Source organism: Paracoccus sp. JM45 (assembly GCF_003590715.1).
Taxonomy (GTDB): domain Bacteria; phylum Pseudomonadota; class Alphaproteobacteria; order Rhodobacterales; family Rhodobacteraceae; genus Paracoccus.
In genome coordinates this window covers 1-12500 of record NZ_QQVY01000012.1, presented here as the reverse complement: position 1 = coordinate 12500, position 12500 = coordinate 1, and the positions used below count along the sequence as shown (strand labels likewise).

The 12500-nt window shown below is 55.8% G+C and carries 11 protein-coding genes and 3 pseudogenes; 7 read left to right on the top strand and 7 right to left on the bottom strand.

Annotated features, from left to right (window positions below; all coding sequences use genetic code 11):
* Positions 1 to 8: 8 nt before the first annotated feature.
* Positions 9 to 1016 carry a TRAP transporter substrate-binding protein DctP gene (gene dctP / locus DWB67_RS13695; RefSeq protein WP_119808118.1) on the bottom strand — a complete coding sequence of 336 codons (1008 nt, stop codon included), beginning with the start codon at positions 1014 to 1016 and terminating at the stop codon, positions 9 to 11.
* 194 nt (positions 1017 to 1210) lie between these two features.
* On the opposite strand from dctP, the gene DWB67_RS13690 reads away from it, so the two are divergent.
* Positions 1211 to 2605 (top strand): PLP-dependent aminotransferase family protein, encoded by a 1395-nt coding sequence (locus tag DWB67_RS13690; RefSeq protein WP_119808117.1) that lies wholly within the window; start codon positions 1211 to 1213, stop codon positions 2603 to 2605.
* A 7-nt stretch (positions 2606 to 2612) separates the two neighbouring features.
* On the opposite strand, the gene DWB67_RS13685 is transcribed toward DWB67_RS13690, so the two are convergent.
* A complete protein-coding gene (locus tag DWB67_RS13685; RefSeq protein WP_119808116.1) occupies positions 2613 to 3512 on the bottom strand; it encodes a helix-turn-helix domain-containing protein in 900 nt (299 codons plus the stop codon).
* 256 nt (positions 3513 to 3768) lie between these two features.
* On the opposite strand from DWB67_RS13685, the gene DWB67_RS13680 reads away from it, so the two are divergent.
* Both DWB67_RS13680 and eutC read left to right on the top strand, forming a co-directional pair.
* On the top strand, positions 3769 to 5154 hold the full coding sequence (locus DWB67_RS13680; protein WP_119808115.1) for an ethanolamine ammonia-lyase subunit EutB: 1386 nt from the start codon (positions 3769 to 3771) through the stop codon (positions 5152 to 5154).
* Positions 5151 to 5936 (top strand): ethanolamine ammonia-lyase subunit EutC, encoded by a 786-nt coding sequence (gene eutC, locus DWB67_RS13675; RefSeq protein WP_119808114.1) that lies wholly within the window; start codon positions 5151 to 5153, stop codon positions 5934 to 5936. The genes DWB67_RS13680 and eutC overlap by 4 nt, the downstream gene beginning before the upstream one ends.
* 320 nt (positions 5937 to 6256) lie before the next feature.
* On the opposite strand, the pseudogene DWB67_RS13670 reads toward eutC, so the two are convergent.
* A pseudogene (locus DWB67_RS13670) lies at positions 6257 to 6900 on the bottom strand (IS6 family transposase).
* Between the two features lie 221 nt (positions 6901 to 7121).
* Positions 7122 to 7829 carry a hypothetical protein gene (locus DWB67_RS13665; protein ID WP_119808113.1) on the bottom strand — a complete coding sequence of 236 codons (708 nt, stop codon included), beginning with the start codon at positions 7827 to 7829 and terminating at the stop codon, positions 7122 to 7124.
* A gap of 75 nt (positions 7830 to 7904) precedes the next feature.
* On the opposite strand from DWB67_RS13665, the gene DWB67_RS13660 reads away from it, so the two are divergent.
* Positions 7905 to 8501: a hypothetical protein gene (locus DWB67_RS13660; RefSeq protein WP_119808112.1), complete on the top strand. Its 597-nt coding sequence runs from the start codon at positions 7905 to 7907 to the stop codon at positions 8499 to 8501.
* Here DWB67_RS13660 and DWB67_RS13655 read toward each other — a convergent pair.
* Entirely contained in the window at positions 8458 to 9651 is a 1194-nt protein-coding gene (locus DWB67_RS13655; protein ID WP_119808159.1) for an MFS transporter, read from the bottom strand. The genes DWB67_RS13660 and DWB67_RS13655 overlap by 44 nt on opposite strands.
* A gap of 273 nt (positions 9652 to 9924) precedes the next feature.
* Between DWB67_RS13655 and DWB67_RS13650 the strand changes: the two genes are divergently transcribed.
* From DWB67_RS13650 to DWB67_RS13640, 3 genes are read left to right on the top strand one after another with little or no spacing between them, the layout of a single operon-like run.
* Positions 9925 to 10749 (top strand): manganese catalase family protein, encoded by an 825-nt coding sequence (locus DWB67_RS13650; protein ID WP_119808111.1) that lies wholly within the window; start codon positions 9925 to 9927, stop codon positions 10747 to 10749.
* A 21-nt stretch (positions 10750 to 10770) separates the two neighbouring features.
* Positions 10771 to 10971: a hypothetical protein gene (locus DWB67_RS13645; protein ID WP_119808110.1), complete on the top strand. Its 201-nt coding sequence runs from the start codon at positions 10771 to 10773 to the stop codon at positions 10969 to 10971.
* Positions 10972 to 11006: 35 nt separating this feature from the next.
* A complete protein-coding gene (locus DWB67_RS13640) occupies positions 11007 to 11456 on the top strand; it encodes a ferritin-like domain-containing protein (protein WP_119808109.1) in 450 nt (149 codons plus the stop codon).
* A 260-nt stretch (positions 11457 to 11716) separates the two neighbouring features.
* Here DWB67_RS13640 and DWB67_RS13635 read toward each other — a convergent pair.
* Together DWB67_RS13635 and DWB67_RS13630 are read right to left on the bottom strand one after the other, a co-directional pair.
* Positions 11717 to 12268, bottom strand: a pseudogene (locus tag DWB67_RS13635) (IS5 family transposase); the annotation flags it as partial.
* 56 nt (positions 12269 to 12324) lie between these two features.
* Positions 12325 to 12500: pseudogene (locus tag DWB67_RS13630) on the bottom strand (IS5/IS1182 family transposase); the annotation flags it as partial.

Genomic DNA, 12500 nt, shown 5'->3' with positions numbered 1-12500 from the left:
TAATCTGCTTAGTCGGCGTTTACTGCGCTGCGAAGTGCTTGATAGGTTTCGTCACCCAGCTCGTCCTTGATGTCCGGCCAAACCTGATCGCGAACCCGATCACCCAGTGCCTGCAATTGAGCATTGTCAAAGGTCACAACCGTCACGCCCTGATCGCGCATGGTCTGCAAAGATGCCTCGTCAGCGGCTTGGACTGCGGTAAATTGTTCGTCAGCAACCTGTTCAGCAGCCTGACGCACGGCATCCTGAAATTCGGGGCTGAGATCGGCAAAGCGGTCAGAGTTCATAAAGATGAAGTCGGACTCGAAATGGTCGTTATACTGGATCCATGTCTTGGTAACGTCGGCAAAGTTTTCCAGCGTGATTGTCGCCGTTACGCCGATCTGGCCATCAACAACACCGGTCTGCATGGCTGTATAAAGTTCGGCGAACGGAACAGAGGCGGTGTTATAGCCAAGGTTTTCTAGCAGAACCTTATGCGTAGTACCGCCCGGCCACACGCGGACTTTCAAATCATGCTTGGCATCAAAGTCGGTGGGGTCTGTGACCTCGGTCGGAAAGCCTGCGCCGCCCATGCCTGCACCGTAAACCGCAAGCGGGGTCAGGTTCTGTTCGCCGATGACTTCCTTGACGATTTCGAAAACACTGCCACCGGGGCTGAGTGCGGTTTTTGCGGAATCGTAATCGGTAAAGGCATAGGGGAACCATGTGATGGCAAGCCGTTTGTCCGATGATGTCGCCAGCGGCTGCATGGCAATGTCGACAGCGCCTTCGATGACCTGTTCGTAAACCTCGGTCCAGTCGCCAAGCTGGCTGCCCGGATAGACTTTGACAGTCAACTCGCCATTGGTTTTCTCAGAGACGAGATCAGCAAAATGCTGCGCCGCTGCCGCGCCGTCAGATCCGGGTTGTTTCAACGTGGACAAACGAAGGGTTTCTGCGGAGGCAAAAGAAACGAGACCTACGGACAATGCAGCAGCGCTGCAAAATGCGCGGAGAACCAGTTTTCGGGTCATTATCAACCTCTCCTGTTGGGGTTTTTTATTATCAATTGCGTCTAGCCCTAGATTTTTGACATTTTGTTCGTCAAACAATTTGATGCAATTTGTTCATTTGTATGCCACACAATTAAAGGCATGGCTTGATCGATACACGGATACTCTGAAGGAATAGTACCTTCGGCATCTCACAAGATTGTGGAATTAATCCAATGATTATTAACAATAAAATATTTAAGAATATAGACCTTCGATCTGGCGATGGACCTGTTTACCAGCAACTTTGCGATGCCATAATTTTGCTCATCGAGTCTAAAGAGTTAGCAGAAGGCGATCGACTGCCCCCACACAGGGACCTCGCACAATTTATGGGGGTGAATGTCTCTACCGTCACACGGGCCATAAAATTGCTGCAACAGCGCGGCCATGTCGAAAGCCGCGTCGGCAGTGGCAGTTATATCTGTCCGCTTCGGCCAGGGTCGCAAAGATCGGGCGTGCTAGAGGCTGAGGGCGTCTGTGACTTGTCTATCAACAGGCCGGCGACCGACGCCTATCTGCATGCACTGGAGCGGTTGTTGCCAAACCTGCCGTTTCACAGTCATTTCAGCATGATACAGGACTATCATATTCCACAGGGCGATGATCGGGTCCGCAGGGCATTTGCCGGCTGGCTGTCGCCAACATTGGGGCATGCCGATCCTGACCGGCTGGTGGTGGTCAACGGTTGTCAGCATGGGATGTCGTGTATTGTTGATACGATTGCCCAATCGGGTGATGTCATCCTGACGGATCAGGTGACATTTCACGGCTTTATTTCGCTCTGCGCCTCGAAAGCGATCCGCCTGAAAAGTGTTGAAACAGATCAGGCGGGCATGGTGCCCGATGCGTTTCGCGAGGCGTGCATCCAGCACCGTCCCAAAGCGGTCTTCCTGATGCCCAATAACCATAATCCAACAACCGTCACGCTGAGCGCGCGCCGCCGTCAGGCACTGGGTGATATCGCAAAAGAACAAGGTGTGTATATCATCGAGGACGACGTCTGCGGCCCCCTGATGGACCACCCTTTGCCGACAATCGCGTCGAGCCATCCCGACATCACCTTTTACGTCACCAGCCTGTCGAAATGTATCGCGGCGGGAACCCGACTTGGCGTGGTGTCTGCTCCGCCATCCATGGTGACAAACCTTGCAAATACGCTGCGACTGAATTGTTGGAGCACGAATTCCCTAATGAATTTCATCGCTGCAACAATGATCGAGCAAGGAGAGCTGGATCGTATCGTCGCCACAGAAAAAGCCGAGCTGCGGGCCAGAAACCTGATCTTGCGTGAAACATTGCCGGTCTGGCAGGCGCCGCGTGAAATGACCTCACCCTTTGCGTGGTTCGAGATGCCTGAACCATGGCGATGCGCCACATTTGTCAAAAGCGCGCAGCAGGCGGGTATATGTGTCCTGACTGGTGAGGCATTCAGCTTTTCCCAAAACCCTCTTCATGCCGTGCGGATCAACATCAATGCCGCCCGATCACGTGATGAATTGCGAAAGGCTTTGGCGACGTTGCAACATCTTGCCAGTACCGGCCACCGGCATGCATTGATGGGCTTGTAAATAGGGGTCAAACCTTGGACCGTGTGGCGGACGGGCGTTCATGAAACAAGATACGGTAATCTTGTGCGAAGCGCCCGAAATGCCAAAACCCTGATCGGGTGGCCGCCTCTGTCACCGAGGCACCTTGCAGGATGCATGTGCGGGCAGCGTTCAGGCGCAGGGCTCGCATATATTCAACAGGGCTCATCCCCAACTCTTTTTGAAGCGCGTATTGCAATGTGCGCCGACTGACCCCCAAAGCGGCGCAGATTTGTGGTATGCTAGGTGGCTGATCCCATGTCTCATCCGTCGCGATATCACGCAATTGCGCGACCAGATTGCGGTGCAGCGTTGGCGGGGCGACGGGGTTGTTCGTCAGGAATGCATCGGCCAGCAAGGACATAACATCCGTGATCGAGCCGCGATTTCCCATGATATCCAGCATGCCACGCGCCAGATTTTGAAATAATTCCGGCGAGATATCCATCAGATGCGCCTGTCTCAGGCGTAAGGTGACGAATTCTGCATCTTCATCATCAAGATGCCGGAACAGGGTTGCGCGGGGGATAACCAGACCAACGATATCCAGTCCGGATGGTGTGTGAAATTCGAATCCCTCCCCGCCGGAAAAGACATGCAGCTGATGGTCTGTGCATGCGGATCCACAAAACTTCGCCGGTCCGGTGATGGCCAATGGCAGGCCGACTGCAAGAACCTCTGCACCGACAATGCCGCTTTGAAGCAGGCTGCGGTTGGTTTTTTCGCGAAACAGATAGGCATCGGGCAGTGTCGACTGACATAACATGCCCGAAAATGCCCCGCGGGACAGCTGGCAATAATGCTGGTTCCATCCTGCCAATAAGGCAGATTGCTCCTCAACCGTTGAGGCGTGTCGCATCAATGTCGGGGCTTGATCCAAAGGCGTCATATCAGTTTGTTGTTCCGGATGGTTCCTGATGAAACTAAGATGGATAGACAAGGGTAGTCTTGAAACTGTTGCCACCGCCCATCAGGTTTGCCGAAATGTTAGGCATGTAGACCAGAAAAAATGTGATCGTTGCCGGGTGCAAGCGGAATTGCCGAAATCGGATAGTGCCGCGTTAAAAATCCGGTTTTGCCATATGATGAAGCGGCCATCAGCTGGCAGATAATTATGAGATTTCACGACAGGAAGGGCAAGTAACATGCCAAGCTATGCACATACGATCGGGGGCCAGCGCTGGCATTTCGGATCGCTGGCCGAGCTGATGGCCAAGGCAACGCCCGAACGGTCCGGTGATCATCTGGCCGGTGTTGCTGCGGGCGATGCCGAAGAACGCGCAGCCGCACAAATGGCGCTGGCCGATCTGCCGTTGGCCGCGTTTTTGCATGATGCCGTGGTGCCCTATGAGACAGATGAGGTTACGCGCCTGATCATTGATGGCCATGATGCGCGCGCCTTTGCGCCGGTTGCACATATGACTGTGGGTGGTTTTCGGAACTGGCTTTTATCGGACGCCGCCAATACCGATGCACTCGCAGCACTGGCATCCGGTTTGATACCGGAAATGGTCGCCGCGACCAGCAAGATATGCCGCAATCAGGACCTGATCCTGATTGCCAGCAAAGTAAAGGTCACAACCAAATTCCGAAACACGCTTGGTCTTGCGGGTCGCCTGTCGACACGTTTGCAGCCCAATCATCCGACAGATGATCCTGCCGGTATTGCGGCGTCAATTGTTGACGGCCTTATCTTTGGCAACGGCGACGCGGTGATTGGCATCAATCCGGCCTCTGACTCGCTGCCTGCGGCAACCAGCCTGCTGCACATGCTGGACGATGTGATTGCCCGATACAATATCCCGACCCAATCTTGTGTGCTGACCCATGTGACCAACGCAATAGAGCTGATCCGCCGCGATGTGCCGGTTGATATTATCTTTCAATCCGTCGCAGGCACACAGGCCGCCAATAGCAGCTTTGGCATCGACCTTGCATTGCTGGCCGAAGGTCGCGCGGCTGCTTTGTCGCAAGGGCGCGGTACGATGGGCGATAACGTGATGTATCTGGAAACGGGCCAAGGCTCGGCCCTGTCGGCGGGCGCACATCACGGCGTTGACCAGCAGACAATCGAGGCTCGTGCCTATGCCGTCGCGCGTGTTTGCAAGCCGCTGTTGGTGAACACGGTCGTCGGATTTATAGGGCCCGAATACCTGTATGATGGCCGTCAGATCACCCGTGCCGGACTAGAGGATCACTTTTGTGGCAAACTGCTTGGTCTGCCGATGGGGTGCGATATTTGCTATACCAACCACTCCGAAGCCGACCAGAACGATATGGATACGCTGCTGACGCTGCTGGGGGTCGCAGGGACCACGTTCATCATGGGGATTCCGGGGTCGGATGACATTATGCTGAACTATCAGACAACCTCGTTTCACGACGCTTTGTATGCCCGCAAGGTTCTGGGCCTGCGTCCTGCCCCCGAATTCGAAGCGTGGCTGCAAAACAACGGCATCTTTGACACGCAGGGACGTATGTCGAACCAAATTCCCGCCCTGTTTCAAACTGCAATTCAAGGTGTCGCATGACCGATAATAATGTCACCCCAACCCCGTGGACCCAATTGCGCAACCTGACGTCGGCCCGAATTGCATTGGGCCGTGCGGGCAGCAGCCTGCCAACGGCGCCGCATCTTGAATTTCAAATGTCGCATGCCCGTGCACGCAAAGCCGTTCATCTGGAATTGGATGTTGCGGCACTTGGGGAACAACTGGCCCCGCTGGGTCTGCCTGTTCTTAACCTGTCCAGTGCCGCAGACAATCGTGCCATATATCTGCAACGACCCGATCTAGGCCGACGCTTGGCACCCGCCTCTCGGGCGCAACTAACGCCATCCGTCGGGGGTGTTGATCTGGCGATTGTCATCGGGGATGGCTTGTCAGCTTTGGCGATCCAGACGAATGCGGTGCCATTTCTGACGCTGGTTATGCCAATGTTGGCATCACAGGGCCTTTCACTGGGTTCTATCAGTATCGTGACCCAAGCCCGCGTCGCAGTGGGAGATGAAATCGGCACAGCACTCGGGGCGCGTATGGTGTTGGTGTTGATCGGTGAGCGTCCGGGGCTTAGCTCTCCTGACAGTATGGGATTATATCTGACGCACGGCCCTTATGAAAAGCTGACAGACGAGGCGCGCAATTGCATCTCTAATGTGCGCGCGATGGGATTGTCATATCCGGAAGCCGCACAAAAGCTGATTTTCTTGCTTCATCAGGCACGAAAACTGGGTATGACGGGGGTTAATGTAAAAGACGAAGCCGAGGCATTGGCAACGACCGAAAAGCGCCCTAATTTTCTTATTTCTGGTTAATTTTGGGATGTTCAGGTATCAGAGGTGGTTGCGAGATTTCTGACCAGTTGCTGAACTGTAGCGACTGAGGAAGGGGCGACCCATATGACAAAACGGAAACGCTATTCGGCGGCGTTCAAGGCCTAGGTTGCGCTTGAAGCCATTCGCGAGGATCTGACGACGGCCGAGCTGGCCAAGAAGTACGACGTTCATCCGACTAAGCTGCCGCCCGAAATTCGGACACTGACATAAGCTACGATTTGCAGTCTACTGATCTTTGACGATAAGGGGTTGTGTCGCAAAGTTTTCTGCGGGTCATGTATGGGCAGTTTCCGATGATATCAGACTGCTAATGCGGCGAATTGCTGTATTGGTCTGAGGCTGTCATCTCCAAACTGGCCCTTGCGGATCATACGGGCTGTTTCGATACCGGCAAGTGTCGCGTGTGCTGAGTGAAACGCCTTGAAGCCTTGCATCGGCCCTGTGATCCGCTTGATGAAGCGATGATCCTGCTGAATGATGTTGTTGAGGTATTTCACCTGCAGAACCTTAATGCGGGTGCATGTGCGGATAAACTTCAGGATAGCATTAATGCTGTTCAGGCCTGCCAGGTTCGCGCCGCTTTTGTCGATTACAACCCTATCCGGCACACCATGAATGGCGATGGCACGCTTGAAGAACCGACGCGCCGCAGCCGTGTTTCTTTGTTCGGAGAGCATAAAATCAAGTGTTTGACCGTCGCGATCAACGGCACGGTAGAGGTAGGTCTATCGGCCACGAACCTTGATATAGGTCTCGTCCATACGCCACGATTTAGCTGTAGGCCTTTTCTGGCTTGGGCCTTTGCTACAATGAGCGGAGCGAACTTTACCACCCAGCGGTTCAGCGTCGCATGATCGACCTTGATACCACGCTCCAGAATAATCTCTTCGAGATCGCGATAGGAAACAGCATAGTGGCCATAGAAGAAGACCGCGTGTAAGATAACGGCTTTGGATCCTGCTAGATCTTGGCGAAGGAATGCTGAATTCGCGGCAAAAAAGAAAGACTAAACACCTTGCGACACAACCTGATCAGACCATTGGTCGATTTGCGGCCCGATCCTGTCACATCAGGGGCAAAGCCCAATCCGTCTCTGGACCACCAGAAGGTTCCGGGAAGATGTGGCGTGCCGTGGAGATCGGCGAGTGCCGCTATCTTGCGCCCTCAGAGCAGGCTGGCCGCGCAAAGGGGCGCCCCAACGGCGGGCGAGCCGCCTCGGGTCATGGCACGCCCCGTGGCACGGATGATCGTTGCGCAATCGGTGGCCGACAGGTTGCCATGATCGGCCAGCCAAGCGGCAGAACGGTCCTGCAGTTCCAGAAGCTCCGGCTGTGTTGCAAAGCTGCGGGTCACAGCATCTGCAGTCCGGTCCTCGAAACCCAGATCGACCTCTTCGGTCAGGGCGATATCTGCGGCCTCCTCCGCGTTGCGGTTAAGGCCGCGCGGTCCGAAGTAAGCTTTGGCAATATCGGGCGGCAGACGTGTGGACAGGATCTTGTACCACTCTGCCGCCTCGGCCGGTTTTAACCGGCGCTCCGGCCGGCAGACCTCCGACCATGCAAGCTTCGCGATCAGGCGCTCGGGCAGGGCTGCCGCCCTCCAGATAAACACATCCGCCAATCTGCCTGTCGCGACGGAGACGGTTATCAGGGCAAAGGCGGAGAACCACAGCAAACGTCCGTCGCGATCCTGCATGACGTTAATAAAGCCCGTCGGGTTCAAAGCCCCGAGCCCGCCGATATCGCGATACGCGCGAAGAGCATTGAATGCATCGCTGTGTAGAGCAAGCCGGGACACCGGCATCACCCGCGAACGGCCGTTCCCATGCCGGTCGGGACGCGCAAAAACAGGAAATGCGGGCGCAATGGACATGAGAAAAACTGTATCAAAAATACAGAAAAAAGAAAAAAGAATTCGAGATTAGATATGATGCTCTGAGCAGATTAAATGCCTATCAACGACGTATATAACAAATTGCCGCTTATAAATTACCATGTTGAGCATTTCGATAGCTTCGGCTTTGGCATCGCAAGTGAGGATGGCACGATCTATGCCGTGCAGACATTCTCGGGTTCCGGGGAAAGCGGGGGTGCGGGTAATGCCTTTGACGCCAAGGAAATCCCCCAAACTGCGCTGAAGCATATCAAGGATTACCGCGCCAAGGCAGGGCTGAAGCCGCTGCTGCAGGATAGCGGTCTGGAGAAGACGGCGAAACGCGTTCTGGAACAGGACGCCGAAACCCTGCCCGACAATATCTTCGATTTCCTACCTTGGGGTTCGATCGGTTGTACCAGCTTCCGGGTTCAGTCCGCCTCCTTGTGTGGATCAGGGACCAATGTCACTGCGGAGAACCTTTCCACGGTCATCTCGGATTGGAAATATTCCGACGGTCAAGGCGATGCGATGGGTGGCGCGACCGCTACCCACCTTGGCCTTGCTGCAAAGGCCACGGGGCAAGGGCCGACTGTCGACCGTCGCTCTGTTCAGCAGGAAATAGCCGCTATTCAGCTGCACTTGCCTCGCAATCCGAGCCCCGTTCCTTGACCAGCCGTGGCAGCACGCCGGCGGCAGTGATCGCCGACAGTGCCGCCGCGACCATGAACATCGCATCCGGTGAAACCGCACTGGACACGAAACCTGCGACCGCGGGGCCAATGACACTGCCAGATGCGACGGCCAGCAAGGTCGCGGTGAAGCTAAGCGAGGGTAGTTCTGGGAACAGACGCTCGGACCAAAAAGCCAGCACCGCGCTCATCATCATGACGAACAATCCTTGCAGTCCCGAAGCCACCAGCACCCCCGCCCAACTGTTCGGCGTGAATGCGATCAGCCCAAGCGAGGTCGCGGATATGACCAGCAGCAGCCGGATAAGGTTGGCCAGGCCGATGTGTTCCTTGATGACCGAAGTGGTCAGCCCGCTTAGCCCGACGATGCCATAGGTGATGAACATGACGGCAGGCGATGCGCGATCGGGCAGACCCGAAAGGCCACCGGCCTGCGCCACACGGTCCGTTGCAAACGAGATGAAAATTGTCGTTGTGATGCCGAACGACAGCGCCACGGCATAAAGTGGCCACGCACTTTTGTCCCACAGCGTTTTCCAGCCGGACCGGTTGCGTCCCCCGGGATTACCGGCCACGTTCTCCATGGCGAACCAATTGCCCGCAAATGTAATAACCCCTGCCCCCGCAAAGATCGCCCATGCGATACGCCACGACACGCCCGCATAGATCAGGGCCAAGGCGACCACCCCGGCAATCGCCACTCCCAGGCTGGTGCCGGTGCTAACGATGGACAGCGACCGGGGGCGCATCTCGTCGCGGACCTCTTGGTGGACGGCGTTGTTATAGGGCGACCAGGCGAAACCGGCGCTGGACATCGCCAGGATAACTCCGACGGCCATCACCGGCACATTCGGCGCCATCGCCACGATGCCCATGCCTGCGCTTGCCGCAAATAGGCCGATCAGAACCGGCAGCCGCGGACCGCGCTTTGCCGTGGCGGCATAGGCGATCATCAGACCGATGAAGAAACCGGCAAACCCCAACCCCGAGATGATCCCTGCCGTCGTCGTTGAAAGCGAGAAAGCCGATCTGAATTCGTTCAGAAACAGGCCAAAGCCCATGCGCGCTGGACCGTAGGCAATGCCCGTTGCCGCGAACCCCGCGACCGAAAGTTTGAAGAATGGTGACATGTTCCCGGCCCCGATATGTTCAATTGCCACCAAACACGTTCTTAGGCGGTGTGTTCCATAAGACTTGGATAACAAATGCTATCCCATGGCGGGTCGTCGGAACAAGTCAGGCGCAGCTATGAAAATTCGCATGCCGAGCCATATATTAAAATTTGAATACCAGCTAAATAGACTGATCTAAGTTTATCCCCGGAACATCATTCAAGCGCGAAAGTTTATGGACCGTGGCGGCAGAATAATGCCGGATCTCATTACTATAATAGGAAATGACCCATGTTCCATCATTCAAGCAAGCTTCAGTATCAGGTTCGCGTTGACCGCCCGGACCCGCAGTTCGCCAAATTCCTTCAGCAGGCCATTGGTGGGGTCGAAGGTGAAATTCGCGTTGCCATGCAATATTTCTTTCAGGCAATGGGTGCACGCGGTGATAGCAAATACCGCGACATGCTGATGATGACCGCGACCGAGGAATTGTCACATATCGAATTTCTGGGCCATGCCGTCGCCCTGAACCTCGAGGGCGCGCCGCTGTCGGTTCAGGAAGAGGCCGCCAAGGACCCCGTCGTCAATGCGATCATGGGCGGTGCGAACCCGCGTCATATCCTGTCGTCCGGTCTGTCTGCCATGCCGGTCAATGCCAATGGTGTCCCCTTTGACATGAGCCACGTCTACGCCACCGGAAATCTGGCTGCGGATATGATGGCCAATGCCACCGCAGAAAGCGGCGGGCGCGTTCTGGCCTCGCGTCTCTACAACATGACCGATGATGCCGGCATGAAGGACATGCTGTCGTTCCTAATCGCGCGCGACACGATGCACCAGCAACAATGGCTGGCGGTGATTGAGGAACTGGGCGGTTGGGAAAAGGCGCTGCCGGTACCGAACTCGACGCCGCAGGAACATGAAGCGACCGAGCATTCATATTACTTCCTGAACACCTCGCTGGACGAAGCCACCCCCGAGGGTCGCTGGACGTCGGGCCCGTCGCTGGACGGTCATGGTGAATTCTCGGTGCGTGAAAAGCCCGAACCGCTTGGACAGAAGCCCGATCTTGGCAAGGCCCGCCCCAATAGTGGCACCCAGATCGAACAACAGTAACACGATCTACAGGAGGGAAGCATGCCGCCGGAAAAACCGAAATCCTTCCACAAGGATAGCGCCACCGACAAGTCCGCGGGCGAAGGCGGGCTTCCCGCGGATACCGATTATCTCCGGACGCGGGGCAAAGAGCAGGGCCAGTTGATCGGTAGCGTTCTTGTCTTGCCGGTCCTCGCGATCCTGGTGGTCGCGGGCGCTGCGCTCTGGTTCATTTGGGGCTGAATGCTCCGCAATATCAATTCGAAAAGGACCATCACATGGCCACCACAGTTGGAACCGAAGGCGACTTCAAGGATCTTGTGACGAACCTGATCTATCTGGAACACGATGCAATCGCGGCCTATGACAGCACAATCGAGAAGCTCTCTGATCCGTCTCTGTCACAGCAGATTGCACAATTCCGCGACGATCATCACCAACATCTGAGCGTTCTGAAAGACATCGCCATGCAATCCGGCGCCGATGCCCCGGCGGGCGGCGATATGAAGCAGATGCTGACGACCGGCAAGATCGCGTTGGCCAATATGATGGGCGAGGGGGCCATCCTGAAGGCGATGAAAACAAACGAGGATGATACCGTCGCCGCCTATGAGCGGGCCCGCGACCATCACGACGCCATTCCGGCATCGCGCGAGTTTTTTGCAAAAGCACTTGCAGACGAACAGCGCCATCGCGAATGGATGCAAAGGACGTCAGAGCAGTTGTAATAACACAGGGCATCCACAGCATGTGTGGATGCCCTTTTCATTCACGCTGCTGTCAAAATCATAGTGGCGCGTTATTTATTCAAGCGGCCGGCAGTCATATATTATTTGTTGGGTCGAATGTCGTACATATTTTATTTACGACGCTCTTTCATTATCTACAGATATGGCTGCTGATTAGCGGATCACCCGGCATTGTTATGCACTGAGGCTCTGTTGTACAAATCAAATGACAAGCGGACTTCTCCCATCCTCGGACGGGCTCATGCCACGGCTTCGGTGACCGGTATGCCAAGTGCGGTGTAGCGGTTCATAACGGCGATGCGAATCCGGACCTCCGCGACCTGTCGGTCAAAGTCCCGTGCCATGAGGCGCTGCCCCGGAAGTTTAACACAGTGCATCTCTGTCTCGATGCGGCTTCGGCGATGGTACTCGCTCCAGTTTCGCCAAATCGCGCGACAGAGGTATTTAGAGGCTTGAAGGGCCTCGTTTCTGGCGACGGCACCCGCAGTGACGATCATCCACGGCTTAGCCTTTTTGCGGGGTGGGATGACGGCATGTGCCCTGCGGTTAGCGATCGCATCATGGCACTTGCGGGTATCATAGGGGCCGTCAGCGGTGACGCTGTCGATCTCCTCGCTTGCCGGGATCTGGCTGAGCAGATCGGGCAGGACCGGTGCATCACCGATATGGTTCCCGGTGACCTCGAAAGCGCGGATCTCCAGTGTTTTCTCATCAATTCCGAGGTGGGTCTTGCGCCGTGAGCCATGATCGCGCGCGTGCCACTCGTCTTCGCCCTCGACCTTGATGCCAGTGCGACTCTGTTGCGCAAATCGGGTGACGGCCGAGCTTCCCCTATTCCCGGACAGACTTATCCTACGGCCTCTGTAACAGGTATGCCGAGGGCGGTGTAGCCGTTCAGCACAGCCATCCGGACCTGGATCTCGGCAACTTGGCGGTCGAAGTCTCGCGCCATGAGGCGCTGACCCAGAAGTTTCACGCAATGCATTTTGCTCTCGACGCGGCTTCGGCGGTGATAGCCACTCC